The sequence below is a fragment of the Pseudoalteromonas sp. HM-SA03 genome (genome assembly GCF_002289345.1).
Lineage (GTDB): Bacteria > Pseudomonadota > Gammaproteobacteria > Enterobacterales > Alteromonadaceae > Pseudoalteromonas.
Window position 1 is genome coordinate 15,663 of sequence record NZ_NSDG01000060.1, and the last position, 26,858, is coordinate 42,520.

General features: G+C 43.0%; 27 protein-coding genes and 2 pseudogenes. 20 read left to right on the top strand and 9 right to left on the bottom strand.

Annotated features, from left to right (window positions below; translation table 11 throughout):
- Nucleotides 1-26 precede the first annotated feature (26 nt).
- The 10 genes from CKO50_RS12370 (at nucleotide 27) to CKO50_RS12415 (ending at nucleotide 10,166) form a co-directional block, all read left to right on the top strand.
- On the top strand, nucleotides 27-473 hold the full coding sequence (locus CKO50_RS12370) for an isoprenylcysteine carboxylmethyltransferase family protein (protein ID WP_095728402.1): 447 nt from the start codon (nucleotides 27-29) through the stop codon (nucleotides 471-473).
- A 24-nt stretch (nucleotides 474-497) separates the two neighbouring features.
- Entirely contained in the window at nucleotides 498-659 is a 162-nt protein-coding gene (locus CKO50_RS12375) for an I78 family peptidase inhibitor (protein ID WP_095728403.1), read from the top strand.
- A gap of 71 nt (nucleotides 660-730) precedes the next feature.
- Nucleotides 731-1,015, top strand: a complete 285-nt coding sequence (locus CKO50_RS12380) for a hypothetical protein (RefSeq protein WP_095728404.1) — start codon at nucleotides 731-733, stop codon at nucleotides 1,013-1,015.
- A 20-nt stretch (nucleotides 1,016-1,035) separates the two neighbouring features.
- Entirely contained in the window at nucleotides 1,036-1,239 is a 204-nt protein-coding gene (locus CKO50_RS12385; protein ID WP_095728405.1) for a DUF1289 domain-containing protein, read from the top strand.
- Between the two features lie 200 nt (nucleotides 1,240-1,439).
- Entirely contained in the window at nucleotides 1,440-2,690 is a 1,251-nt protein-coding gene (locus tag CKO50_RS12390) for an efflux RND transporter periplasmic adaptor subunit (protein ID WP_095728406.1), read from the top strand.
- Between the two features lie 12 nt (nucleotides 2,691-2,702).
- Nucleotides 2,703-3,419: an ABC transporter ATP-binding protein gene (locus CKO50_RS12395; protein WP_095728407.1), complete on the top strand. Its 717-nt coding sequence runs from the start codon at nucleotides 2,703-2,705 to the stop codon at nucleotides 3,417-3,419.
- Nucleotide 3,420: 1 nt separating this feature from the next.
- On the top strand, nucleotides 3,421-5,817 hold the full coding sequence (locus CKO50_RS12400; protein ID WP_095728408.1) for an ABC transporter permease: 2,397 nt from the start codon (nucleotides 3,421-3,423) through the stop codon (nucleotides 5,815-5,817).
- Nucleotides 5,818-5,821: 4 nt separating this feature from the next.
- On the top strand, nucleotides 5,822-7,204 hold the full coding sequence (locus tag CKO50_RS12405) for a sigma-54 dependent transcriptional regulator (protein WP_095728409.1): 1,383 nt from the start codon (nucleotides 5,822-5,824) through the stop codon (nucleotides 7,202-7,204).
- A gap of 13 nt (nucleotides 7,205-7,217) precedes the next feature.
- Nucleotides 7,218-8,474, top strand: coding sequence for a PAS domain-containing sensor histidine kinase (locus tag CKO50_RS12410; protein WP_095728410.1), 1,257 nt, complete (start codon nucleotides 7,218-7,220; stop codon nucleotides 8,472-8,474).
- A gap of 177 nt (nucleotides 8,475-8,651) precedes the next feature.
- Nucleotides 8,652-10,166 (top strand): cell surface receptor IPT/TIG domain-containing protein, encoded by a 1,515-nt coding sequence (locus CKO50_RS12415; RefSeq protein WP_095728411.1) that lies wholly within the window; start codon nucleotides 8,652-8,654, stop codon nucleotides 10,164-10,166.
- Nucleotides 10,167-10,483: 317 nt separating this feature from the next.
- Here the strand turns inward: CKO50_RS12415 and CKO50_RS12420 are convergent, their stop codons facing one another.
- The 4 genes and pseudogenes from CKO50_RS12420 to CKO50_RS12435 all read right to left on the bottom strand — a co-directional run bounded on the left by CKO50_RS12420 (nucleotide 10,484) and on the right by CKO50_RS12435 (nucleotide 15,975).
- Nucleotides 10,484-11,053, bottom strand: coding sequence for a hypothetical protein (locus CKO50_RS12420; RefSeq protein ID WP_095728412.1), 570 nt, complete (start codon nucleotides 11,051-11,053; stop codon nucleotides 10,484-10,486).
- Between the two features lie 512 nt (nucleotides 11,054-11,565).
- Nucleotides 11,566-13,595 (bottom strand): annotated as a pseudogene (locus CKO50_RS12425) (prolyl oligopeptidase family serine peptidase).
- Between the two features lie 333 nt (nucleotides 13,596-13,928).
- Nucleotides 13,929-14,969 carry a methionine synthase gene (locus CKO50_RS12430; RefSeq protein ID WP_095728413.1) on the bottom strand — a complete coding sequence of 347 codons (1,041 nt, stop codon included), beginning with the start codon at nucleotides 14,967-14,969 and terminating at the stop codon, nucleotides 13,929-13,931.
- 28 nt (nucleotides 14,970-14,997) lie between these two features.
- Nucleotides 14,998-15,975 (bottom strand): DUF1852 domain-containing protein, encoded by a 978-nt coding sequence (locus CKO50_RS12435; protein WP_095728414.1) that lies wholly within the window; start codon nucleotides 15,973-15,975, stop codon nucleotides 14,998-15,000.
- Between the two features lie 465 nt (nucleotides 15,976-16,440).
- On the opposite strand from CKO50_RS12435, the gene CKO50_RS12440 reads away from it, so the two are divergent.
- Nucleotides 16,441-17,250, top strand: a complete 810-nt coding sequence (locus CKO50_RS12440; protein WP_095728415.1) for a sulfite exporter TauE/SafE family protein — start codon at nucleotides 16,441-16,443, stop codon at nucleotides 17,248-17,250.
- A gap of 24 nt (nucleotides 17,251-17,274) precedes the next feature.
- Nucleotides 17,275-17,577: pseudogene (locus CKO50_RS12445) on the top strand (N-acetyltransferase family protein); the annotation flags it as partial.
- A gap of 179 nt (nucleotides 17,578-17,756) precedes the next feature.
- Here CKO50_RS12445 and CKO50_RS24660 read toward each other — a convergent pair.
- From CKO50_RS24660 to CKO50_RS24670, 3 genes are read right to left on the bottom strand one after another with little or no spacing between them, the layout of a single operon-like run.
- Nucleotides 17,757-18,071 (bottom strand): LysR substrate-binding domain-containing protein, encoded by a 315-nt coding sequence (locus tag CKO50_RS24660; RefSeq protein ID WP_255229680.1) that lies wholly within the window; start codon nucleotides 18,069-18,071, stop codon nucleotides 17,757-17,759.
- Nucleotides 18,065-18,388 carry a LysR family transcriptional regulator gene (locus CKO50_RS24665; RefSeq protein WP_255229682.1) on the bottom strand — a complete coding sequence of 108 codons (324 nt, stop codon included), beginning with the start codon at nucleotides 18,386-18,388 and terminating at the stop codon, nucleotides 18,065-18,067. The genes CKO50_RS24660 and CKO50_RS24665 overlap by 7 nt, the downstream gene beginning before the upstream one ends.
- A gap of 27 nt (nucleotides 18,389-18,415) precedes the next feature.
- Complete coding sequence (locus CKO50_RS24670; RefSeq protein ID WP_255229683.1) at nucleotides 18,416-18,652, bottom strand: hypothetical protein; 237 nt, start codon at nucleotides 18,650-18,652, stop codon at nucleotides 18,416-18,418.
- A gap of 512 nt (nucleotides 18,653-19,164) precedes the next feature.
- On the opposite strand from CKO50_RS24670, the gene CKO50_RS12460 reads away from it, so the two are divergent.
- The 3 genes from CKO50_RS12460 (at nucleotide 19,165) to CKO50_RS12470 (ending at nucleotide 22,888) form a co-directional block, all read left to right on the top strand.
- Nucleotides 19,165-20,658, top strand: a complete 1,494-nt coding sequence (locus CKO50_RS12460) for a serine hydrolase (RefSeq protein WP_095728416.1) — start codon at nucleotides 19,165-19,167, stop codon at nucleotides 20,656-20,658.
- A 123-nt stretch (nucleotides 20,659-20,781) separates the two neighbouring features.
- Complete coding sequence (locus CKO50_RS12465; RefSeq protein ID WP_255229685.1) at nucleotides 20,782-21,762, top strand: amidohydrolase; 981 nt, start codon at nucleotides 20,782-20,784, stop codon at nucleotides 21,760-21,762.
- Between the two features lie 127 nt (nucleotides 21,763-21,889).
- Nucleotides 21,890-22,888, top strand: a complete 999-nt coding sequence (locus CKO50_RS12470) for an LLM class flavin-dependent oxidoreductase (RefSeq protein WP_095728417.1) — start codon at nucleotides 21,890-21,892, stop codon at nucleotides 22,886-22,888.
- Between the two features lie 109 nt (nucleotides 22,889-22,997).
- Here the strand turns inward: CKO50_RS12470 and CKO50_RS12475 are convergent, their stop codons facing one another.
- Entirely contained in the window at nucleotides 22,998-23,180 is a 183-nt protein-coding gene (locus tag CKO50_RS12475) for a hypothetical protein (protein WP_095728418.1), read from the bottom strand.
- A 369-nt stretch (nucleotides 23,181-23,549) separates the two neighbouring features.
- Here CKO50_RS12475 and CKO50_RS12480 point away from each other — a divergent pair, with 369 nt between their 5' ends.
- Genes CKO50_RS12480 through CKO50_RS12500 form a run of 5 tightly spaced genes read left to right on the top strand, consistent with a single transcriptional unit; the run spans nucleotide 23,550 to nucleotide 26,461 of the window.
- Complete coding sequence (locus tag CKO50_RS12480; protein ID WP_217989653.1) at nucleotides 23,550-24,470, top strand: polysaccharide deacetylase family protein; 921 nt, start codon at nucleotides 23,550-23,552, stop codon at nucleotides 24,468-24,470.
- 50 nt (nucleotides 24,471-24,520) lie between these two features.
- Nucleotides 24,521-24,931, top strand: coding sequence for an NUDIX hydrolase (locus CKO50_RS12485; protein ID WP_095728420.1), 411 nt, complete (start codon nucleotides 24,521-24,523; stop codon nucleotides 24,929-24,931).
- A gap of 20 nt (nucleotides 24,932-24,951) precedes the next feature.
- A complete protein-coding gene (locus CKO50_RS12490; RefSeq protein WP_095728421.1) occupies nucleotides 24,952-25,392 on the top strand; it encodes a DUF2214 family protein in 441 nt (146 codons plus the stop codon).
- On the top strand, nucleotides 25,389-25,805 hold the full coding sequence (locus CKO50_RS12495; RefSeq protein ID WP_010603775.1) for a VOC family protein: 417 nt from the start codon (nucleotides 25,389-25,391) through the stop codon (nucleotides 25,803-25,805). Before CKO50_RS12490 ends, CKO50_RS12495 begins: the two co-directional genes overlap by 4 nt.
- Complete coding sequence (locus CKO50_RS12500; RefSeq protein WP_095728422.1) at nucleotides 25,802-26,461, top strand: YoaK family protein; 660 nt, start codon at nucleotides 25,802-25,804, stop codon at nucleotides 26,459-26,461. Before CKO50_RS12495 ends, CKO50_RS12500 begins: the two co-directional genes overlap by 4 nt.
- 123 nt (nucleotides 26,462-26,584) lie before the next feature.
- Here the strand turns inward: CKO50_RS12500 and CKO50_RS23710 are convergent, their stop codons facing one another.
- Complete coding sequence (locus CKO50_RS23710) at nucleotides 26,585-26,773, bottom strand: hypothetical protein (RefSeq protein ID WP_141240143.1); 189 nt, start codon at nucleotides 26,771-26,773, stop codon at nucleotides 26,585-26,587.
- Nucleotides 26,774-26,858 lie beyond the last annotated feature (85 nt).

Genomic DNA, 26,858 nt, shown 5'->3' on the forward strand with positions numbered 1-26,858 from the left:
TTGTCTTAATCGTAAGGAATAACATCATGAAAAAGCTACTGCCTCCTATTTTACTGTTTTTATTTGTCGTATTGATGCCTGTGGTGTGTTGGTTGACTGTTGCACCACATTTTATTTATTACCCTTTCAATCTGTTAGGGTTAGTACCGATTGCTTTGGGGTTTGTACTGGCCAAGTCGGGCAGCACGACATTTGCAAAGGAAGAAACCAATATTATGACTTTCAATAAGCCTGATAAATTGGTGGAGGCCGGGGTATTTCAATATACCCGCAACCCCATGTACCTAGGCTTTGTCATTGCATTACTAGGCTATGCTGTATTAATCGGTGGTGCACTCGAGTCATTTTTGTTTGTGATCGCTTTTTTACTTATTGCCGACAGATGGTACATTCGATTTGAAGAAAAGATGATGGAACAAACTTTTGGAGATGCCTATTTACGCTATCGAGGTAGAGTGCGTCGTTGGCTTTAAACTTCCAGTATAAATAAGGATAAAATGGTGCAAGATATTGATTATTCAAAATCTCTACAAACAATCGTTGGTAAAGTAATTAGAGTGTACCAATCTGGAGATATGCTGACCCAAGACCACCAACCTCAGCGATTCAATATTGAAGTAAACGATGCGCAACAGGTCGTGCGTATGTGGTGGGGATAGCCCCACCCAGTTTGTATATTGATTGACGAAGATGGTGTATTTCGTCCAATAAAATGACTAAAGGTATTAAAATGCACATTGGCCTAGTTAAGGTATTTTTTGTTTTAGCCACGTTCACGAGCCTAGCTGTCTATGCCGTTAGTTACGATGAAATAACAGATATTGAGGCGCTAGCGGTGCATTTTGGTGAGCTCACTTTTGAACAACATTTCTTAGAAGAAGACATGGAGTTCATTTGGTTTTACTTTAAGGATATTGACTATTCCTTTTTAGTTAATACCGAGACGGGAGAGGTCTGCCATCATTTTAAAGGCAAAAAGAGAGAGTCTTGTTTTCCGGCAAGCTATTTTGAGTAAATCTGTATGAAGGAGCAGCGATGTCACACTCTAGTTGTAATTTAGTCCAGTCCCCTTGCATCAGAAAGTGTTGTTTGGATGATAAAGATGTGTGCTTAGGCTGCTTTAGAACGTTGAATGAAATCACCTGCTGGACAAGTTACAGCGAAGATGAAAAGCGCAAAGTCTTAGCGCATTGTACGAGGCGCAAACAGCAACATGCTCAGAAATATAATAGGAATTGACGTCTCAATCATAACAAAGTAGAAGTCACTTAGCTTTTGTTTCGCTTTCGACACAGTTATTAAGGTGTTAGTGTCTCGACTTCGACACATATTTTATCGAACACAAACTTGGTCTTATTGTATTTTATTGATTTTAATATAAAAAATACTTGGCCTGAAATTTGATTCATCATCTGTATTCTCAAAGTGGAGTACAGAGTATGGATATAAAACTGGTGAAAACAAAGCGTATGCCGCTTAAGAAGCTCGCATTGCTTGTTATTGTGTTACTTGTAGTTGGTTTGGTGTTTTTTGCCAAAGCATATACCCAAAGTGCATCAAACGTGGTTTTCCAAGAAGAGTTAATCGTTGCTAAAGTCCAACAGGGCGAGTTTGAACTCAGTGTTAAGGGACTTGGCAGTCTTGCATTGGAAAAACGCCATTTGGTTACCAGTAGTAGTGGTGGCAAAGTGGTTGAAGTGTTGGTCAAACCGGGTGAAATGGTCACTCAAGGTACGCTACTTGCCCGGCTTGAAAACCCATCACTGCGCGAAGCGCTCATTCAAAAACATAGCCAACTTACTAAAATTTCAGCTCAGCATGAGGCTGAACTTGCAGAATTAAAGGCTAAAGTGCAAGAGACCCATACCGCACACCATGATGCTTTATTGGCTTATAAAGCCGACAAGATTCAGTGGCAGGCGCAAAAAACCTTAATAGAAAAGGGCAATAGCACTATCTCTATGCTTGATCATCAACGCAGCGAGTTTGCAATGCAGCGTAGTCAAAAGCAAGTGGAGTTACAGCAAGCTAGGGTTGCCACTCAGCAACAAGTGCAACAGGCAAAAGCCAAAGCGCAGCTGGCTGAGCAAGCAAGTCTACGTTCCGAAATAAAGCTACTTGAAGAGAATATTGCAGCACTTGATGTGCGCTCGCCAATTACTGGACAAATTCAGGATGTGCTGATTGAAGTGGGCATGCAATTGTCTAATACCAGCTCGGTTGCAGAGGTGGCAGATCCGCGTTTGCTAGTTGCTAAGATAAACATCGCAGAACTAGATGCACCGCATGTACAAGTTGGGCAGTCGGCTACAATCGATACTTACACTTCGCGTTTTAACGCCATCGTAAAACGCGTTTCCCCAAAAGTCACCAATAGCCAAGTTGAGGTAGAGCTGAGCATTGAAGGCACTTTGCCAAGAGAAGCCAGAGATAAACTCAACATTGAAGGGGTTATTGTAACGAGCCATAAGCCCGAAGCGATATTCGTCGCCATGCCAGCGAATGCTGTTGCAAATAATCAAGCGAGCGTGTTTGTTGTTGATGAACATCTTGCCACGAAAAAAACGGTTAAATTTGGTCAGCGTTCGGTAAACTACATCGAAGTGCTTGAAGGCCTTAATAAAAATCAAACTATCATTATTTCCGATATGGAAAAGTATACTCAAGATAGCCAGGTGCTAGTGCGTTAACAGGACATCATTATGAACTCAGTCATTCAACTTAATAACATCGAAAAGCGGTTTCAGACGGACGAAATTGCAACTCAAGCGCTAGACGGCATTAATCTCGTAGTAGAGCCCGGCGAGTTTGTGGCTATCACGGGACCTTCAGGGTGCGGCAAGTCAACGTTACTGTCAATTTTGGGCTTGATTGATGAGCCAAGTAACGGTGAGTACTTTATCAGTGGTAACCAAGCATTTAATTTAAGCTCGGACGAGCGTGCTCATATTCGTGCTAATCATATCGGTTTTATTTTTCAGGCTTTTAATCTTATCAGTGATTTAAACGTGCTCGAAAATGTCATGTTACCGCTGACTTATATCGGCGGCATGAGCCAAAAAGAAATGGAGCAAAAAGCCAAAGACGCGCTGGCGATGGTGGGATTAGAAAACCGCATCAATCATTTTCCTTCTCAGCTTTCAGGCGGTCAGCAGCAGCGTGCTGCTGTGGCAAGAGCCTTGATTAACTCCCCAGACCTCATTCTCGCCGATGAGCCGACCGGTAACTTGGACTCAAATAATGCGCAGCAAGTGCTAGGGTTATTAAGCGAGCTTCATGCTGCTGGTAAAACGATTTGTATGGTAACGCATGATATCGAATCTACGACTTACGCTAGCCGTGTTATCTCTATGCTAGATGGCACAATTTTAAGAGACAAAAAGCAGCTTGAGCACGCAAGCAAAGTCGTTGGAGCTTAGTATGGGATTACTTTTAGACTTTCGTTACGCACTGAGAAACATCGCCAAATCAATGCGCTTTACGTTATTGATGATGTTTATTATGGTTGGCAGTTTGACCATATCTTTGATTGGTTTTAACTATATTTATACGGTGGCATTTTCACATAGCCAAGTGGGTAGTGGCAGCCCAGAGATCAGGATCTTTAAGGTTCGTAACCCTATCAGCATGCAAAATCGCTTTGAATACAGCATGCTGCCACAACTACGAGAACTTGATGAAGTTAAACAACTTGAGGAGTGGCTTTATATTGCGCCAGCGAGTGTTTGGGTAAGTGACGCTGAGCGAGGCAATCATTATCGAGGCTCCTATGTTGATGAACGCTTTTTTCAGTTTCTGGACATTAAACCTGCACTTGGGCGATTTTATACTGCTGAGGACTTTGTGGGAGCTGCCCAAAATGTGGTCGTGATTTCAGACTATCTCTGGTTGCATCTATTTCAAGGTAGCAAAGACGTCATAGGGCGCACGATGGTCGTTGACCAAAAGTCTTACGAGATAATCGGTGTGATGCCCAAACACAATAACTTCCCGATATTTTCTAAACTTTGGCTGCCACTTAAAGGCAATAACACAGCACCTGCAGATGCCATCGATATTATTTATAAGATGCCAAACGAGGTGGTAGAGGCAAAGCTTGAGCAGCGTTTAAGTTTATTCTTCACTGATTATGCACAGCAGCGTATTAGCCAGTCAGAACTTGAGGTAGATAAAGCCGTTCGTGTTGAATCTATGACCTTGGTGGAATACAACACCGACGGTGAAGTAGTATTTATATTTACCCTGTTTATGGCCGGTATCGTACTTATTTTGCTTATTTCCTCAATCAATATTGGTAACCTACTTTTTGCCAAAATCATCGAGAGACAAAAAGAGTCGGCTATTCGGGCCGCGATTGGCGCGAAAAAATTAAGGGTGGTTCAGCAGCATGCTTGCGAGGGCTTGGTCTACTGCGTTAGCAGTTGGGTCGTGGCGCTATTATTAACAGATCTCGGCTTGCGAGCGCTGAACTTTTTTATGAATATGATGTTTGGTGGCAAAATGCCGTACTGGTGGTATTGGCAGCTAAATACAATCACCATTTTGGTGTCACTATTGCTGATAAGCTTCGTATTTGCTATTGCAGTGCTGTTACCTGCGGTGAAAACCGCTAACTTTAACATCAATGATGTACTGCGAGACGGCACACGAGGCGCAACCGGAAAACAAGCGGGATTGATGTCAAAACGCCTACTGTCTTTGCAGGTGACCTTAGTGAGCTTTATGCTGATGGCGTCGAGCACCATAGGCTATGTGATGTATTCTATGGCTGGAAATATTGACGGCGAGACACTCAAAGGGGTGTACTCAACTGAGCTGCAATTTCAAACTGAAAGCGAGTTTTCGAGTGATAAAGCGGTCGAAATGGCAAGCGCATTGGTTGTGGGAATGACATTGGATCCTGCCTTTAAAGAAGGGCGCGTGTATCAACGTGATATGGAGCTTGATGTGCTAACAAGCGAAGGTGAAGTTTATACCGATAAAATCATAAATATTGAAGCGGTATCTCATCTTTTTAAGCGCGAACTGCAAAGCGGCAGGAACTTCACGGCACAAGACAACACAGAAGCTGCGCCCGTAGTGATCATTAGCCAGTCTCTCGCACACGCGCTGTTTGGCAGTGAGGAAGTATTGGGGCACTCACTGATGTTACGTGATGCAAAATGGCCAAGCGCTAAAATAGTTGGTATTGCAGTGGATGAGATGAGCGTTGTTGCCAGCGATCGTCGTCATGAAGTCTATTTTAGCTTTCGACAGTATGCGCCAAGGGAAAACGCAATGGCGGTTAAGTTCATCACTGAATTGCCGCCAAGCCAAAGTTATGAAGCCTTCTATCGCGTGTTAGGTAGGCTCTCAAGTAAGCTCGAAACCAGCTATATTTTTGATCACTACGACAACCATCGCTCTATGATGGGAGCGTTCACCAGTATCATATATGTGTTTTTGCTTGTGGGTGGATTTGCTTTGACGCTTTCTTTAATTGGCATTTATGCCATGGGCCTGAGCAATATCAACAAATCTAGCTATGAAATAGGCATTCGCCGTGCGCTCGGTTCCAAAGATCGCCAGATCATGTTGTTATTTATCAAGAAGAATTTAACTCATACCGTTACAGGACTGACTATTTCTGCATTAATTTTCTATATCTTGTGTTATCTTGCTGTAGACTTTTTTCGCGGTATTGTGCCGTTTAGTGTTATGTTTGGTGCGGGTAGTATCACTTTACTACTGGTATTTGCTGCGGTATGTCTTGCGCTTTATATCCCGGTGAAACGCAGCATAAAAGTCCAACCTGCGGTTAGCTTAAGAATGGAATAATAATTTGAAAAAGGTGTTAATAGTAGACGACTCGCTTGATATTCAAGCGAGTCTGAAGTTTTTACTTGAGGATGAAGGCTACGCTTGTCACGGTGTGGTGACACCAGAGGCAGCATTTAATTATGTCAGTACACAGGAAGTGGACTTGGTGCTATTGGATATGAACTTTACCCAAGACACTACCAGTGGTAAAGAAGGACTGATGGCGATTGCTAAGCTTATTCAAATCGATCCGCTTTTACCTATTGTGGTGATGACTGGCTGGGCGACGTTAGACCTTGCTGTTGCAGCCCTCAAGCAAGGGGCGGCCGATTTCATTGAAAAGCCCTGGGATGATGAGCGCCTTGCTCATAGCATCAAAGTACAAATCGAGAAACGAGCTGACAGACAACATTTAGCGCGGCTATCTGCTGAAAACGAACGTCTTAAAAAGCCACAACAAACGATCAACTTTGTTACGCAAAGTGAGAAAAAGCAGCGTGTGCTGACACAGCTTACCCAGTTGGCACAAAGCGATATGAACATCTTGCTGACCGGTGAAAATGGCACAGGAAAGAGCTATTACGCGCAATATATACACGAGCACTCAAGTCGTGCTGGTGGCAGTTTTATCTCGATTAATATGGGAGCGGTGAGCGAAGATCTATTTAACTCTGAGTTATTTGGCCATAAAAAGGGGGCATTTACTGATGCGAAAGCAGATCGAGTGGGGGCATTTACACTCGCAAGTAATGGCTCGTTGTTTTTAGATGAAATTGCCAATTTATCTTTGCAGTCTCAAGCAAAATTGCTTCAAGTGCTAGAAGAGAGAAAGTACGCGGCGGTTGGCAGTCACAAAGTCTTGGACAATACTGCGAGGATTATTTCTGCTACTAACTGCCAACTAAGTGAAGCGATTGCCAATAGTCAGTTTCGCCAAGACTTATATTATCGATTAAATACTATAGAAGTAGAAATACCGCCATTAAGAGCGTGTCCAGAGGATATCTTGCCATTAGCAGAGCGCTTTTTAATGCGCTTTAGTCATGATTATAAAAAACCACCACCGAGTATTATGCCTTGTGCTGCTAAAGCGCTGAGTGTATATGACTTTCCAGGTAATGTGAGAGAGCTTAAGCATATGATGGAACGCGCGGTGTTTACTTGTTCAAACGCTCAGTTATTGGCCTGCGATTTGGCGCTCAACGCTACACCGCACTCAGCGTCGCAATCGATGAACACTGCTACTGTGAGCGCGCCAGAAAATCATGATTTAACGCTGGATGAAATTATTGAGCAAGCACTCTTTAAAAGACTGGAATTTCACGGTGGTAACGTATCAAAAGCGGCGAAGAGCTTGGGACTATCGCGCAGTGCGTGGTATCGCAAAATGGACAAATATGAGTAGGAGATAAGCAAACTTGTTTTATCGATTTGGACACTGGCTGTTAAGTGCATTACTACTCGTTATTGCTAACGTTCTGCTCCTTGTGCACAATTACCCGGTTGCACTCGTTATGTTGCTAGATTTGGTATTTGCGCTGTGTTTTGCACTGCTCACTTATAAATATAGCTCTACAAGACAAAACACCATTAATCTCATTGATACCTTGTTGATATCGCTTCGCCAAGGCGATTATGCCCTAAGAGCGGCACATGGCAAAGACGCACAATTATATTCAACGGTGGAACACTTAAATGCGCTTGCGCAAACCATGCAAGCCGATCAGCGAGCGCTGGCAGAGCAAAGCGACCTGCTAAAGCAAATTATTGAAAAGCTAGATTGTGCGCTTATCGTGTTTGACAAACAAAGCGTTGCATTCGCCAACAGCTACGCTGAGCGCACCTTTGTTGACTGCTACAAAGACGATGCTTGGCGCTGGTTTCAGTCATTACAAGCTCAGCAAAAACAAGGAAAGGTTTCGGTGATGCTAGAGGGGACTGAGCATGCTTTTTTGCTTGAACACGACAGCTGCTACATTGCCAACAAACCTCACACTTTACTGGTTTTGAAACAGCTCGATAGTATTTTATATCAACAAGAAAAAGACGCCTTACAGCGGTTTGTCCGTATTTTAAGTCACGAGATCAATAACACCTTAGCGCCGATCGGCACGGTAGCGCGCAGCCTTACCAAGCGCCTAAACGGTGAGTTAAATATAGAAAGGTTTAGCAGTGGACTGTCACTCATCAACGAGCGCGCCAATTACCTTAAATCTTTTATGGGTAACTATGCCTCCCTTGCCAAACTGCCTCCAGCGCATAAGCAAATTGTCGCGCTCAGTGAGTTTTGCGCTCAGCTACAAAGTATCTACACGCGACTAAAGGTAGAAAGCACAGCCGACCTGCTCGGTTTTTTTGATACGAGCCAAATCAAACAGGTGCTTTGCCACCTCATTAATAATGCCCAAGAAGCATGTACGCCTCCGCCAGAAGTCACACTCAGCATCACCCCCGATGCTGACAAATTAACATTCTCGGTCACAGACACTGGCCCCGGTTTCTCTAACCTAAACGAAGCCGCAGAAGCATTTTACACCACCAAAGCCGATGGCAACGGCATAGGCCTAATGCTCTCTCGTATCATTATTGAAAACCATGGCGGACAACTCAAACTAGGCAATAACCCAAGCGGTGGTGCAAAAGTCAGCTTTAGCGTAGAGCGTGGTGGAGGTTGAGTGCTGAAAGTAGCAAAGATAAAAGTAGCAAAGATAAAAGTAACAGACAGAAAGTAACAAAGACACCCAGCGTAATACATTCAAAATCATTAGTGAAAGAGTGCAAGTATGAAGCGGGTCGCAGGGTAAAACATTTGAAAGATTTTAATTAAAAAACAACATTAATAAGGATTGTTTATGATATCACGATGCATTTTATTGGCACTTGCACTGGTTAGTACAATTGTGTTTGCAACTCCACATAATGGCTCGCTTGACCCAGCTAAGGGAACTTGGCAAAACAAAGATGAAGATGGTGATGGTGTGTTAGACGAGCATGATGAGTTTCCATTCGATGGTCAACGCGCTCGTTATCCCGAAATCGTCGAGATTGAACCTAATGATAACCCTAGTAATGCGGTAAAAGTTGCGCATCAACTTCCGTTTAAAGTAAAAGGGGTTATTTCAAATGCGGGTGATAATGGTGATTTGTACCAGTTTAGCGCAAAAAAGGGCGACTATATCTCAGCTCGCATTATCTATAGCTCAGATAATTTTAAGCCCAAAGTGTATTTTTCTGAGCAAGGTGGTTTTGTGATCAACTCATCGCAGATCCATACACATAGCGCACTCAAAATGGCGCATATCCTGACTAAAATACCCCATGACGGAAAATTCAATTTGAGCGTCATTGATGATTTTTCGGGTGGCGCGCCGGACTATTCCTATGAAATTTACGTATTTAAAGATAATGACACCGACGGTATTGATGATCATGCAGAATATGCAATTGGTGTTGAACCAACTCGTATTGATACCGATAGAGACTCTATCCATGACTTCTATGAGTATTATGTAAAGCAAGGCGCTACACTCGATGAGGACAATAACGGGGTAATTAACTTATTAGACTTAGACAGTGATGGCGACGGCATTAGTGATGAGCGCGAAGGCTCAGGAAATGCAGATCAAGATGATAAATTAAACTTTTTGGATCTTGATTCTGATAATGACGGCATAGCGGATGCCGACGAAAAATTCAACGCGAAAGGATGGCCTGAAGACTCTGACAAAGACGGGGTTGAGGATTTTATCGATCTCGATAATGATGGCGACAAAGTGTTAGATATTTATGACGCCGAGCCGTATGAGCGAGTACGAGGCTTTAGATTAAGCGACTCACCAAGTGTACAAATATCCTCTCAAGCCGGTTATTACAATGGCTATTCATTACCTCGAATTTATCGTATCGGCGATAGTGTTGTATTTACTGGTGATGACTTTGCCGGGCTGGAGAACCCAAAAGTGGTTATCTATAACGGTGAAGAAATTTATAATATCGCGCCAACATCGCACACTAACTCAGAGCTAATCTTTGAGCTCAATCTACCATTTCGTAAATATAAGGCATTCATTTACACTCGAAATAAGCGTTCTAATGAAGTGCGATTAAGCCCATACAAAGCGGGCTCACCGTTAATATTTGGATATGCCTCAATCAAAGTTCAAGAAGGTGAGCAATATGAGCTTAAGGGAGTGGGGTTTGATGATAAAACCCGCATCATAATGGGAAATAAAACACTTGTTCCTTCAACTCATACACCATCTAGTCTTACATTTACGATACCAACTGGTATAACAAAAGGCATATTACAATTAACGAATAATGTTGGAACGAGCAATAAGGTTCGATATCGGGTGCAAGCACGCTGAAAAAATAAAGAACGATAGTAGACCAAAGAAGATTAAGACACCCACCTCAAAGATACAGCCAAAAATGGTGGATGTTTGTTGTGGGTGTCAGCCATTATCGTCACGCTAATAACAGCTTCTGATAGTGCTAAAGTGGCTCGCATACAACACACACCTAGTTAATTGGTGAGCTAATTGTACTGTGTGGATTTAGCTCACAAACGGCTCGTTGTGTCGTAATATTTCAGTATTTTTACATGCGGTTACACTAAACTAAAATTAGTGGAATGTTTCAAAATGAGGGAGATATCAGGTTGAACGTAAAATTGATTGTGTAGTTAGTCATAAGAATTACTTGCCAGCTTGCCTTTTAGTAGCTCCTTAAAAAGCCGCTCGCGTGAAATTCTAATCATGTATTCCAAGCTTCTGGGAAGTTCGTCATCCGGAATTGTCTGATAATCTTGGTAGGTATGTGTGAAAATTCCTTCAAAGTCATCAGCCATCCCGGAATTCATTCCAGCCGCTATCAGCGCCTTTTTATTGTCTTTGATTTCCTCTGCGATGGAGTAAGGGGCTAAACGTAAAGCTTGCATAAAAGCATCTTTGTCTCCCTCGTAGAAGTAGTAATTGCCTTGCATTGCTTCAAAGCAACGTTTGCTGTAGAAATCGAATACATTTTGAAGGTTGGCGAGAGCTATCTGCGCAGATATATGCACCCTATTTTTGTTTTCTTCTTGGGCGTGTGAAATAACTATCTGCGCGAACGTAATTAATAGGATCGAGGAAAGAAGTACAATTCCGAGCTTAGTAGGTCTGTGGCGCTCCTTGTTCCAACACTCATAAGAGCCAGCAAGAATACCAAGAACTGCCATTGCAAGAGGTAATGCGTACGCAAGAAAGCTGAACATAATGGTTAAAAATCCGAGTCTAAGAGCAACTTGGTCTGTTTATACATAAAGCCGTCTCTATTTCATACATTATATATTTATAGCACTTATTCAGCTTTATTGACTGCATATTTGGCACTAGCTCTGGCGAAACTATTGCCGCATCGCGCGGGTATGCTATGAGATCATCACCTTCTCTACACATTAACTCAGAACCTTCGCTAGCTATCTCCTTGGCATGGCGGGATCGAACTTTGAATTGACGACTATTGGTATTTTATGATCTGATTGCGCATCGCAATTTTTTAAGCCGTTACAATAAGCATCATCACACACTTAGAGAAATAACAAAGAGAGAGAAATAACAAACACCCACCACATTAATTTTAAGCGGAGCAAGCATACAAGATGAGACTAAGTGTTTTTATGTCTCTCTAAAATAGTGTCATTTTTCAGAGGGAGGGGTCTACAGGATACATGAGTAATGTGGCCTATAGACCTAAAGCTAGATTATCGAAATAAGTGAATTACGTTTACTTCTTGTACTTTTCAAACCAAGCGAGCGTATGCTCTATTTTGCTGATCATCCGAGAAGGACGGCCTGCAATTCCATGTGGCGCACCTGGAATTTTGACCAGTACAGAGTCAATTTTACGTAGCTTAAGTGCTTGGTAGAACTGTTCGGTTTCGGCCATTGGCGTGCGCAAGTCTTCTTCACCCGTCATTAGCATGGTTGGTGTGGTTACGTTGCCAACAAGCGAAAGCGGTGAGCGCTGCCAATAGNCATGTGCTCCCATGGCATACCCGGGAATTGCGTTGGAATTTGACCAAGGCCACTGTCAGCGGTAAGCACTTTACTCAGCCAGTTGATCACAGGCTTTACGACAACAGCAGCGTTGAAACGATTAGTTAAGCCAATCGCGTAGGCTGTTGCTATACCACCTGCAGAACCGCCAGCAATAAACAGATTATCTTTGTCGATAAAGCCTTTCTCAAGCATAGCGTCTACCCCTGAGTTATGATCGGCAAAGTCTTCTTTCGAGCTGTATTTGTACTTGAGCAACATCGCAAAGCGCTCGCCGTAAGAGCTGCTGCCTCTGTGATTGTCGTAAAATACCACATAACCTTCAGCGGCATAACGCTGTAATTCTGCTGAGAAATGGGGGCCGTAGGCTAAGTGTGGACCACCGTGAATTTCTAGTAGTAATGGATATTTTTTGTTTGGGTCAAAATTTGGTGGCGTAACATACCAGCCCTGAATTTTCTCCCCGTCGAACGACGAGCTATACGTGATCTCATGCACTTTACCAAGGGTTTTATGTGCAAGTAGGTCTTCGTTAAGGCGGGTTAATTGCGTTACTTTGCCTTTTCTTGTTGTGATAGCGATGTCTGCAGGGCGCTCACTCGAACCTTGCGTAAAGGCAATTTCTCCATCAAAGTTAGCGCTAAATTCACCGCTTAGATAAGGGCGACCAAGGGTTGTGCCTGAGAGCGTATCTGTGATGTCGGTAATTTTGCCTTTTGTGGTGATGCTCGCGAGCTTTCGCTTGCCGTGGTCATCGTAAGTCATCGCCAGTCTATCACTGCCAATCCAAGTTGGGTCTTGGATTGAGCGGTCGAAGTCTTTGGCAATCATGTGGGAGGTTTTGTCCTGCCAATCCATAATATTCAGTTTGCTATTACGGTAAGGGTTTAGCGCGTTCGATGCACTAAGATAAGCCAGTTGTTTACCATTTTCGGAAAAGCTAGGTGCGTACTCACGACCAGGAGCCGATGTAAGCTGGGTGATATTACGGTTAAAATCAACTTCGAATAAGTCGCCCTCTAGGCGCTTGTATTCCCAGTCTGCAATGCGGTTTGCTGAAAACACAATCGCCTTTGCGTCTGCTCGCCACGCAAGTTTCCCACTATGGTGATAATTACCAGAGGTTAATTGGCGTGGCGTACCGCCTTCACTCGGTAACACGAAGATCTGGCGATAGCCGGGTTTGATAAGGCCACTGCCATCAGCTTGATAGTAGGCTTTGTCGATAACAATGGCAGAATCGGACCACTTCGCGTCTTTTGGTTTTTCTGGCATCTTGGCAATGACTGCTGGCTTTTCTGCAACCTTTTGGCTAAAAGCCAGCCATTTGCCATCTGGTGACCAAGTTAAGCCACTGATCCCAGATTGCAACTGTGTAAGTAGTGCCGTACGGTTTTGAGCAAGATAATGCACATGAATTTGTGTGCTACCGGATACATTGCTCACAAAGGCGATTTTGCTACCATCTGGCGACCAACGAGGTTGGCTGTAATTGTTTTCATCAGAGAAGAGTGGCGATTGTGCGCCTGACTTAATATCGACCAGCCACAGGTTTTGTCGCTTAGCATCCTTCATTACATCATTGCTGTTACGCACATAAACAACTTGAGTACCATCTGGGGATATTTTCGGGTCGTTTGCATATTCCAGTTCAAAAATGTCTTTAGCCTGCAATCCCACCTCAGTCTGTGCAACTGTTGGCAATGCAACGCAAGTCAGTAAAGTGCAAATGATCGTCCGTTTCAATCCAAAAGGCATAATGCCACCCTCTATATAATTTTTTGTAGGGCTACATAGTTATTCAGGTGCAATTCAATGTCACCTAATACGCGATAGAACGAAATAAAAACTCGATGTGTCAAATGCATGGCGGAGAATACGACGGTTTTGTGCGCATGAAAATTGATAATGTTTGGAGTGGGTGTCCGTAAATTAGGTGTCCGTAAATTAGTCGCGTCCGTAAGTTATCTGAAAAAATGAGTGTTCACCAATAATGGCAAGCCGCCCAAGCTGCGCCACTATCATTCCTTGAAGGCGGCACATAATTTAGGTTTTATTTAGCAGCTAACATTGTTGTTAATTCAGTATTTATCAAGCTGATTTTTTGGCTAATAGCTCTTGGCGCACAAGTTCAGCCCCTGCGCTCAATGCAGCGAGCTTACCTCTTGCCACTTCACGAGAAAGTGGTGCCATACCGCAGTTAGTGCATGGGTAGAGTTTGTCGGCGTCAACAAACTCAAGCGCTTTGCGTAGCGTATTGGCAACTTCTTCTGGCGTTTCGATGGTGTTGGTTGCAACATCAATCGCACCAACCATCACTTTTTTACCACGGATCAACGCTAACAAGTCGATTGGCACGTGAGAGTTATGGCACTCTAAAGAGATGATATCGATATTGGATTTTTGTAGCTTAGGAAATGCCTCTTCATATTGACGCCATTCTGATCCTAAGGTCTTTTTCCAATCGGTGTTGGCTTTAATGCCGTAGCCGTAGCAGATATGCACTGCGGTTTCGCATTTGAGTCCTTCAATCGCACGTTCAAGCGCCGCAATGCCCCAGTCGTTGACCTCATCAAAGAATACATTAAACGCCGGTTCGTCGAATTGAATGATATCGACTCCAGCAGCTTCCAGCTCTTTGGCTTCTTGATTAAGGATCTTAGCAAATTCCCACGCTAGCTTTTCACGGCTTTTGTAGTGGCCATCATACAGCGTATCTATCATCGTCATCGGACCTGGCAATGCCCATTTGATAGGTTTGTCTGTTTGGCTGCGTAAAAACTTGGCATCTTCAACAAAAACAGACTTTTGGCGAGATACAGGGCCAACCACGGTTGGAACACTGGCATCATAGCGGTCGCGAATTTTTACCGTTTGACGCTTCTCAAAATCCACACCGCTTAGGTGTTCAATAAAAGTGGTTACAAAGTGCTGACGGGTTTGTTCGCCGTCACTCACGATATCAATCCCTGCAAGTCGTTGCTCTTGCAAAGCAATACGTAGCGCATCGTTTTTGCCATCAATAAGTTCGTCGCCCTCTAGTTTCCAAGGTGACCATAGGGTTTCTGGCTGAGCAAGCCAAGCGGGCTTAGGTAAACTGCCAGCAGTAGACGTTGGTAATAGTGTTTTCATAATAAATGCTGTTCCATATTCCCGTTGATTATAAAGCGTAATTTGCAGACCACTGTTCAAGCACGGTTTGGTAAGGCTTGATAAAATGCTCTTCGGCAAATCGACCTTGTGCAATCGCCAACTGGCTGCGCTCTTCGCGGTCATAAACAATCTGCGTTAATGAGTGGTCTAGGTTTTTCAAGTTTGGCTGATAGCATTTGCCCGCAACCGCATTGGCGTTGTAAATCTCGGGGCGGTAGATCTTTTGGAATGTTTCCATGGTGCTGATGGTGCTGATCAACTCCAGATTGGTGTAGTCATTCAGTAAGTCACCAAAGAAGTAAAAAGCCAAAGGTGCAACGCTATTTGGTGGCATAAAGTAGCGCACCTGTAAGCCCATCTTTTTGAAATATTGCTCAGTTAATGATGACTCATTTGGCTGATATTCAAAGCCAAGCACAGGGTGCTGATTTTCAGTGCGGTGATAGGTTTTGTTATCCGATACACTTAGGCAAATCACCGGTGGCTTACTAAAGTGACTATTGTAAGCTTCTGAATCGACAAAGTATTTAAATAGCTTACCGTGTAAGTCGCCAAAGTTAGCTGGGATGCTGAATTTAGGTTGATCTTTATTATGATCAAGCAATAGCACGCTAAAATCATAGTCACGTACGTAAGATGAGAAGTTGTTACCAACAATTCCCTCAATGCGTTCATTGGTTTTGTGGTCAACAATATTGGTTTTTAACACCTCAATTGACGGGAAAGTTTGCCCACTGCCTGCAATATCCATATCAACCGAGACTATCTCAAGCTCAACAGAATAGCGGTCGCCTTTTGGGTTATCCCAGTTAGCCAATGCGTTAAAGCGATTATCAATCATCTTTAGGGCATTGCGTAAGTTTTGTTGGCGGCTTTCGCCTCTTGCTAAGTTAGCAAAGTTGGTGGTGATCCGCGTGCTGTTTGACGGATGGTAATTCTCGTCAAGACGAATGCTCTTAATAGTGAAAGTAAACTCGTTATTCATGTTCTTCAGGTATCCAATTCTAATGCTAACGCGCTCGGTAATTACGTTTCACTGCGATAAACAGATATCCACGGGGACGCAGTGAGAGTGCCGAACATTAAGTGATGTGAGATTTATACGTGGATCATAAGATGAAGAAAAACGGTTTTATTTCACATAAAACATGAGTCTGATTCATGAGTTACAAAAATAGATGCCGCTTATTGAGTCGCATATGCAGAAAATATGAGCAATTGTAGAGTAAAACCCTTTGGAAATCCGAAAGTCTAGACTGCTAAATGTCTAAGTTGCATTTGTTTCAAGTAAAACGTGAGGAATATTCAAGGCTTATCTAAGTCAAAATCACCAATAGCAAAGCGTTATGTTGTTATACTCGCCAGCGCTTAGGTGGCAGAAAGGCTAAAAGCAACGCCCATATTGCTCACTTAGGTGATTGCGCCTCAATGAAAAGAAGAGATAAGTGGAATGAGTGAGTTGATATTGTTGTTTGTGTATTGTGCACTACTCGGTAGTGTTGTCGGCTTTTTAGCCGGGTTGTTAGGTATTGGTGGTGGGCTGGTTATTGTTCCGGTGCTGAGCAGTATTTTATTGTACTTTAACGTGTTACCACCGGAGCAAGTGGTCATAGCCGCCGTGGCGACATCGTTGGCATCCATTTTATTTACTTCTACCTCATCGGCAATCGCGCATCATAAAAATGGTAATGTACCGTGGGATTTAGCACCGTGGATAATGACGGGCGTTGCACTAGGCGCGCTGATCAGTGGTTTTTTGGCTGCGCTATTACCCGAAAACGCAGTGCGCATTGTATTTGCTGTAAGTGTGGTATTGATAGCAATAAAAATGTTTTATAGCAGCAAAAATGAGAGCACAACCCAAAGGCAGCTGCCAAATAAAGGCATACTTACGGTATTAACGACGATCACAGGTGGTTTATCTGCCATGATAGGCATTGGCGGTGGAGCGCTTTTGGTACCGCTGTTGACGTTTTTCTCTGTTGATATGAAAAAGGCCATAGGATGCGCTTCTGCATGTGGCATTGTTATCGCGCTCTTTGGTTCTGTTGGCTACATTAGCTCGGGCAGTGCGCACTTTGCACTTTCGGATGGTTTCGCCGGATTTGTTTATTTGCCAGCCCTGTTAGGAATTGTGTGCACGTCTTGGTTCACCGCTCCAATGGGGGCTAAAGCCACGCATCACTTGCCTGTTGCCACGATTAAAAAGGTATTTGCTGTGCTGCTGTTAGTGATGGCTGTGAATATGGTGGTGAATTAAAAAGCGAGCGCTGGTAATGAGTTCTTTTATTTGCGACAAAATGCGATGGGTCCGAGTAGCCACATATGTAACTGTGGTGACATGGTGTCGAGTTTGGCTCGCGGTAAAGGAGTTGCACGGCTGATGTGTGAACATTCCCCGCAGCAAGCGTTAGCGCTGGGGTTCGAAGCCATGCAATTTAATAGTGTGGTGTCGACTAATGAAGTGGCGATTAAATTATGGCAAAAGCTTGGCTTTACCATTATCGGCACCATTCCCAAGGCATATAAACACGGGAAACTGGGCTTGGTTGATAGCTATATAATGTACAAATGGTTGGCTGATTAAAGTGGACGGGCTCTAAACTAACGTTGCGAATGTTATTTTGCGCAGTCGATCAGTATTTGTTTACTGCACATAGTGCTCACTCGCTGGCGCACATTCAATTAAATTAGGGAAATGCCTTGCAATATCGTGGGCCCTTCTGATCATATCAAGCCCTTCGGATGCAGCCTGATGACGCAGCACTAAATCTTCAATTGATAGAGAAGTTGGGCGTTTGGATAGGGCGTATCAAGTAGCCAAGTCGGTCTTTCTGTTACGCTGGCGGCTATCCAAGAAAGGCTTTCACGCGTGCGATTATCGAGATGGTCTTTATGCATGAAGTAACCAAGTGAAATCGGAAATAGCCGGTGACCAATTAAGTGCTCATCCGGAGTGTGAGAAGCTCGGATCACGACATCGGCTTCTGATTTCTCTAGATCGGAAAGTGCATAGGTAGTATTAATCGACAGTGTGAGGTAAGGATTGTTTTGCTGAAACTCATGTAATTCGTCTAACAAGACAAACTGCAAAATTGCTGGGGGATAGATAAGTTTATTTGTTGCTTTAACTGCTTAACCGAAGTGTTAATTTGGCTTAAGTGAGGGGGCAAGGCAGGCTTCCATGTTTTCAGCGGCCCTGAGCAGCTACAGTCCCAATTCAAAAACGAGACTTTGCCTTGCGAAAGCATGCATATATTAAGACTAAAGCGTTGATTTAAAGCATGTAGCCTACGAGATACCGTCGTGTGGTTTACGCCTAGAACTTTGGCCGCACCTCTGAGTGTATTGGCACGCTTTAATGCAAGCAGTAATTGAAAGTCGTCCCAGTTTTCCATGCCTACAACACCAAAGTTTAGATGCAATTAAAGTAAAGTGTTTTTCACATCATGTACAGCGAACGCAGATATTTTCCATTCACCATCAACTAAATAGACGTAATAGCTTGCGCCTACTTTATTAAAAAGTGCGCCTGATTGGGTGTATCGCTCAGCGATGTTGCTCACTAACGCAATATTTTTATCAAGAAAATGAATACTGACTTCGCTCCACTTTACGTGACTGACACCTTCTTCCTTCAGGTGTGTTAGGAATACTTGCACCTATTTATTTGCGTTTGTGTGATCACGTTTGGCTTTGAACTTGATGACATTAACATAAGCGTATCTGTGTACAGTTGAGGACTGGTTGGTAAATCACCAGTTTGCAGATAATGGTTGTATTTACTCATGTAGCTGTCGAACAGTTTGTTGATTTTAGTTGTGTCCGTTTCTGTCACTAACTGGCTACTAAAAGTAAATAAAATAAACAGGATAGCGGTTCTCATAAGATATTGCTCCAAATCAGTTTTTTATGAGTCTGGCAGGCAAAAGCTGGTTTTATGTGGGTTATTATGTACTTGCTATGTTGCGCTTACGCACCGTCTGGAAGGCTTGTAAAGTGTATTTTGCGGTGTTCCGGAAGTGCTACAAGTCTTATAAGAATGTCCCACTTTCGATACACCATCAACGTAATGGTTGAAGAAATCTGTATTTAACCTATTGTTTTTTATCGTTATATATTTTGGCATGTAAGTTGATTGACTCTACATGTATAAAAACAACAAGGATTAATTATGAAAAAGTTTGTCTTGTCTGCCATTACTTCTACCGTATTAATGTTGAATAGCGTGAATGTGCAAAGCTTTGAAGATGACCGAGTACAATTGTTAGAAGCTTACTTTACACACTGCGAACAAATAAAGTTATGTAATGGCAGTGTCTTAGTTGCAGAAAATGACTCCATACTTTTCCAAAAAACGATGGGAGAGGTTAGTCACGCTAGTGAAGAGCAGCTAGGGACTCAACATCAGTTTGATATTGGTTCTATTTCAAAGCAGTTTACTGCTATCGCGATCATGATGCTTAAAGAGCAAGGCAAACTGAAATTTGAAGATCCCGTTTATTTATATATTCCTAACTTTCCATATAAAGATATTAAAATCAATCAGCTATTAAACCACACTTCTGGTGTGCCAGATATGATGCCTTATATCTCGGACTTATATCGTCAAGGAAAAGTGGACTCCAGCCTTGATCAAAGTTTTTTATTGAGTGTGCTGCTGAGTGAGCAACCAGCATTAATGTTTAAACCGGGTGAACAATTTAAATACAGTAATACTGGTTATGTTGTACTTGCAAAAGTCATTGAGTCAGTATCTAGAATGCCGTATAGCCTGTTTCTTCAACAGCAAGTATTTTCACCCCTTGGTATGCATTATACAGTTAGTCGAACCAAGTTGACGGAAAAGAAAATAACAACTCGTGCATATGGATTTCGTCGTCACTTAAATGACAAGAAGCGCGCCTTTGATCAAATTCCTTTCTTTGATGTCGAGGGGATGGGCGGGATCTATTCAACGACTCAGGACTTGTATAAGTGGCACTTAGCGTTAAGCAATAATAAACTTATTTCGAAGGAAACTTGGCTGCAAGCGCTGCAGCCGACTACAACATTAGACAACAACACCAAACAGTACGGTTATGGATTCATGTTAAAGGCTGATGCCTATGATCATCCAAAGTTTGGCCACAGTGGCCACTGGCGAGGTTTTAAGTCGATTTACAGCCATCAATTGGATGATAATAGAACGATTATTCTATTAACAAATAATGCTCAAGATGACGTTGTTGATGAGAATGAAAAAGCGGTAGAAGCCATTTTAGCGATGAAACCATACTCTCAAGTGAAACAACCTATTTCAGCAGTTCTTTATAAGATGTTTACCCAAGAGGAACTTGCTGAGGCGAGACGTCAATATAATCGCCTCAAGGCCGATAGGTATAACGATTATGATTTTTCAGAAGCGCAGTTGAATGACTTGGGATATGCGCTTTGGGGAGAAGAGAAAAATGCCGCTGCTATTGCTGCATTTGAGCTAAATGTTGAAGCATTCCCTGGTTCAGCCAATGGGTTAGATAGTCTCGCAGAGGCACTGATTGCCGATAATCAACTAAAACGTGCAAAGGCGATTTTAAAACAGGCAATGGTACTTGACCCTAACCTCGAATCTGCAAAGAAGCAACTAGCGAGTCTAGAAACGCCTGTAAGTACGAAAAATTCGCTGTAGTAACAGTTGTCTTGGCCAAATTGCTGCTGCTGGGTGAGCTATCATGATTCAGCAGCTAAGCGCATCATTTTATAGTTTAGTGAGCTTCAAACTGAACGTGAACTCAGTCTGACTAGAGGTTAGTTGCCAATTAGCTATGGCTTTGTTGAATATACTCAGCCTATGCTTTTAAGCCACGGAATAACATCTATTAGTGATGCTTGCGTATATTGGCAACGCGGCCAATTAGATACTTGGCAAAAACTACAAGCGGATGGTGTTTTGAAGATGCGAGTCAGCTTGGGCTTATGGGCTTATCCAGAAGCAAGTGATGAAAGCCAAATTAGAGCGCTTAAATCGTTTTATAATACGACGCCAAATAGCTTATTAAAAGTCGACCAAATAAAGTTTTACATGGATGGTATTTTGGTGAATACCACTGCGGCAATGAAAGAGCCTTATAAAGTAGATTGGCTTAAGCTCGATGGTAACCGTGGAGTGAATTATTTTACCCAAGCTCGATTAGAGAAATATATAAAAGCATTGGAGCCTAGTGGCTTTGACTTTAACATTCATGCAATTGGCGACAGAGGAATACATGAAGCATTAAATGCCATTGAAGCGGCCTCTAAAGGAGCTGCTCGGCATCGTCTTACACATGTAGAAGTGGTTGATCCTGAAGATTACAAGAGGTTTTCTGTGCTGGGTGTGATAGCAGATGCACAAGTCGCAGGAGAATTTACTCAACCGCATCATTGGCAAGAAATGCAACCACTGTTAGGCCGCGAGCGGGCTGATCATTTGGTTCCAATTAAAAGCCTAAGTGAAAATGGTGCGATGCTCACGCTGAGCAGCGATTGGAATGTGAGTACGCTCAATCCTTTTATCGGTATCGCGAATGCAGTTACTCGACAGCCTGAAGCAATCTCATTAGAACAAGCAATTGCGGCCTACACAATAAATGCTGCGTACGCGATGCGACAAGAAGACATTGTTGGAAGCCTTGAGGTTGGAAAGCTTGCTGACTTTATTGTGTTAGACCAAAATCTATTCAATATAACATTCGAAGAAATAAAAGCGACCAAAGTTATGCAAACGTGGATCCATGGAAATCAGGCTTTTTGACGTAAGGCTAATGGCTTGATTGTTCATAACCAGTCGAAAATCAGCAACAATGTAGTGCAGAATTTCAGATTGAAATGGGTGCTGCAACCCTTACTCTATGGTGTAACTCAAAGCGTTAAGGATTGTTATGACTTCACTTGCCAACATGCCATTTTCTTTGCTCGAATTAAGCCCAATGACAGAGCAAGATACCGTTTCACAAACCCTCGCCAACACCGTGACTTATGCGCAAAAAGCGGATGAACTTGGCTTTAAACGCTTTTGGATGGCTGAGCATCATAATATGCGTGGCATTGTCTGCGCAGCAACCTCCGTATTGATAGGACATATTGCCGGACACACTCGCAATATTCGGGTAGGGGCGGGTGGCGTGATGTTGCCAAACCATCCACCGTTAGTCGTCGCTGAGCAGTTTGGCACCTTAGAAAACCTCTATCCTGGACGCATTGATTTGGGATTAGGGCGCGCGCCTGGTAGCGATCCGATTACCAGCCGAGCACTGCGTCGCGATGACAGACGTGCAGAACAATTTGATGACGAAGTCGCGGAATTACAAACCTTGCTCGGGCCTTATGATGGTAAATCCCCGGTGCGCGCTATTCCGGGCGAAAACACCAAGGTACCAGTCTGGTTGCTTGGTTCGAGTCTTTATAGTGCCCAGCTCGCCGCAAAGCGAGGTTTACCTTATGCATTTGCGGGTCACTTTGCGCCACGATTCGTGCATGATGCTATTGCGCTTTATCGCCGCGATTTCCAACCATCAAAGGTGTTAGATAAACCTTATGTAATGCTTGGCTTACCAGTAGTTGCAGCCGATACCGACGAGCAAGCGCAGTATTTAGCTACTACGTCAAAGCAACGTATCCTAGCGTTGATGCGAGGTCAGGCGTTATGGTTGAAACCCCCCGTTGATTCGATGGAGGGTCTATGGAATGCCCAAGAGCAAATGCAAGTTGAAAGCTTTTTAGGCCTATCTGTGGTTGGAAGCCCCGCGACTATCCACCATAAACTCAGCATGATTAAACGTGAGTTAGCGGTCAATGAGTTTATTTTTACCAACGATTTATATGAGCTAAGTGATAGAAAACATGCACTTGAGATCTTGGCAAGCTTAACATCGTCTTAGTTGGTCCTCTGCAAGTAGCTTGGGTTACAGCGCTGATTTTAAAAACGATTATAGATAGGCCGCGGCAGCGGCCTTGTCAGTTTCTATACAAAAGTATAAAAATCGTACCTTACATGATCACACAAGGAAGGTTAACCGCAATAGATGCGCAATCTATACGGGTTCCGGCAGCTTGAGGGCGGTTGTTATACTCTTTGTTACCGCCAGCGATATTTGGTGTTTGAGCAAGATTAAGTTGTAGTGATTGAGATGAAAGCGATTTCAAACTTGATTTCTTTATCGTTAATTTCATTACTTATTCCTTAGTTGTCAGTATGTTCTAATAATTTTTTTACCCAGAGTTCCTGTAATGGGCAAACGTACATTTTCATAATTTTACAGCAATGTCAATTTTATGAGTTTATGTTTTTTTATTGTGATTCAATTGTTGGGTTTTGTATTTGATATGTATATGTTGAATAGCGCTGGACTCTTGAAAGCACTTTTTAGGATGAAAGCACTTTTTAGGACTTTTTAGGACACCCACTATATAAGAGCCTCGGTGCGTTCCATTTAGGGCGAAAACATCAAGCTACCTTAACGTAAAAGTAGGAGTGTGAAGGTAGTACTTAAGAGAATGTTTGCGGTACACTGCGAGTTAAAAATTTACAAGGAACGAAAGTTGAAAACGATTTGGTTGTGTACCTTTTCTCTACTTATTTTGCCTTTATATGTCGGGGCGAAAGAAATAGCGCTGACCTTTGATGACGCTCCATTGCCGGGGAGTGAGTTGATGTCAGGTGAGGAAAAAACAACGCGCATTATTACAGCATTAAAAGAAAATAAAGTGCCTGATGCGCTATTTTTTGTGACCACGAATAACATTAATTCTGAAGACGCCAAACTCAGGTTACAGCGCTATACGCAGGCTGGATTTCATCTTGCTAATCATAGCTATAGCCATCTTTCAGCCAACAAAACTGAGGTAAAAAACTACTTAATCGATTTTTATCAAGCACATTTGGCATTGCAAGATTTTGATAACGTGCTCAACTTTCACCGTTTTCCTTACCTTCATTATGGCGAAACTCATCAAGCTCGAACGACCATTTCAGAAAATCTGCAGCAATTAGCGCAAAAAATTGGGTATGTGACCGTGGATAACTTTGACTGGTATATCAACGCGGAGTTAGTTGCGGCGCATCGTCAAGGTAAGACTATCGATTATCAAAAATTAAAGCAGTTTTATGTGGAAACGTTATGGCAGAATATCGAATTTTATGACGAGATTGCCCTGCAGACGTTAGGGCGGTCTTCCAAGCATGTGTTGCTACTGCATGAGAATGAAACCGCGGCGCTGTTTTTAGGGGATCTTATTGCTTATATTCGGGCAAAAGGGTGGACAATCATTTCTCCACAGGAAGCGTATACGGACGATATTGCGAACCAGTATAACCCGAGTTTCAGCTTTACCAAGCAAGGTCGAGTTGCAGCAATTGCACATGCTAAAGGGGTTGATAAAAAGGCGCTCCGTCATGAAAATGAAAGCACTAAGGTACTAGAAGCTAAACTTGCTGAGCTTGGGGTGTTTAAATTACCCTGAATAATAAGTTCAGCGAGTCAATATTTGCAGTAACAGTTAAAGGAAAAATAATGGATCAAGTCGTACGCGTCGGGGTTGGCGTGGTAATAATGCACGATAATAAAATTTTGCTTGGTGAGCGCATTGGTGCTCATGGCGCACATACTTGGGCAACGCCGGGTGGCCATTTAGAGTATGGAGAGGACATTGAGGCATGCGCGATAAGAGAGGTGCATGAAGAAACGGGGCTACATGTTGTAAACGTTGAAAAGCTTGGTTTTACTAATGATTATTTTGCCAATGAGCAGAAACATTATGTCACGCTGTTTGTCATGGCAAGGTGCGATACTCATGATGCAGAAGTTAAAGAGCCAAATAAATGCAAACAATGGCAGTGGTTTTCGCTTGATGAATTGCCGCAGCCCCTATTTTTGCCTTTGGTGAACTTTTTAGAAGAAAATAACACACTTTATCAAGGCTAAAATAGCAATTGGGGCACAGCATGGAAGAAATAGTCGTTAGATATATTCACTTTCTCGGTATTTTATTTTTGGCATCGACGCTCGCGATTGAAAACGTGTTACTCTCTAAATCAATGAGTAGTCAGAGCATTAAGCGGTTAGCGGTAGTTGATGGCTTGTATGGTGTTAGTGCGCTGGTAACCCTTGGCGCAGGATTAACGCTATGGTTTGCAGTTGGCAAGCCCAGTGAGTTCTACACTAAAAATCCGATTTTCCATGCCAAAGTCGGACTATTTTTGTTAATCGCTTTGCTGTCTATCATTCCGACTGTGTTTTTATTGAAGCACCGTAATACAACAAAAGATAATTTATTTGTGCCCCAGCGTATTATCGTCATTAAAAGGCTAGAAATGCTGTTACTTTTAGTTTTACCGCTACTTGCTGCACTTATGGCAAGAGGCTACGGGTTGCTCTCATCATGAAACAAAATATTGTCAATATTGCGCTCGTCGTCAAAGACTACGATGAAGCCATCGACTTCTACGTCAATAAACTAGGTTTTGAATTAATAGAAGACACCTACCAACCCGAGCAAGATAAACGCTGGGTGGTGGTAGCACCGCCTAATTCACATGGTACTGCGTTACTACTTGCCAGAGCTTCTACGCCAGAGCAGCAGGAGTTTATTGGTGATCAAGCAGGTGGGCGGGTATTTTTATTTTTAAATACCGATGATTTCTGGCGTGATTATGAGCGCATGACATCTATTGGCATTCGGTTTATTCGCGAGCCGCAAGAGCAAGATTATGGCACGGTTGCTGTATTTGAAGATCTCTATGGCAACCGCTGGGACTTATTGCAGTTAAATCCTGATCATCCTATGGCAAAGAGGTGATCTCAAAGTTACCAAAATGGGTTGAGATCGGCGCTTTTATATTGGCGCTCGTCGCAGGATTTGTGAATGCAATCGGCCTACTTAGCTTTGAGCACCAATCCGTTTCTCATTTATCCGGCACTGCGACTATGCTCGGAACTAGTTTTTTAGGTGGCAGCCTTAAAGAAACCCTGCACTTATTTGGAGTGTTACTCGCGTTCTTGCTTGGCTCTGCACTTGCAGGGTTTTTGCTGCATGGCACCACGTTAAGGCTTGGCAAACATTACGATACCGCGTTGGTGATCGAAGCCATGTTGCTTACCGTGTCTCTCGTCTTACTGATGCAAGGCTCATTTTATGGTCATTTTTTTGCCTCCGCGGCTTGTGGACTACAAAACGCATTAGCCACCACGTACAGTGGAGCTGTGGTGAGGACAACCCATGTAACAGGAATATTCACCGACTCAGGGCTGATGATTGGGGCATTGTTTAGAGGCGAGCCTTTGGATACCAGAAAAACAAAACTGTTTGTGTTGATCATTTCAGGGTTTGTGGCAGGTGGCGTGTTGGGCGCTTGGCTTTATAACAAGTTTCACTTTCAGGCGCTGTGGTTACCTATAACCATCTGTTTGCTAATTGCTGGTGTTTACCGCTTTGCGCTTAGGGATAAGGGGTAGCACACCGTTGTGTTGACGTATCTTGGTTTGGATTATTGACTACTTAATCGACATCGTATAAATTGGCGCGCGATTTTAATTTGGATCTTTCCACGATGTTTTACATCCTATTTAAGAATTTTGTTAGAAGGCTTTGCTCCGCGCATTAACACGATGAAGTGTTGCTCGGAGCTTACTTTCTAAATCTTCATCAGAGACATTGGCGACTACTTGAATAAAGGTGGGCAGCGGCAGTGTATCTGATGATTGGAAAGACGAAGCCGGCGATGATACTTCATCGCCGGCTTTTTTGTGCCCGAAATTCAGTGGCACACGTTTTCGAAATTTTTTGAAACGGGAGGTCAGTATCACAGCCGATCTCCCGTTTTTTATGGATGTAATTTAATGAACTTGATTT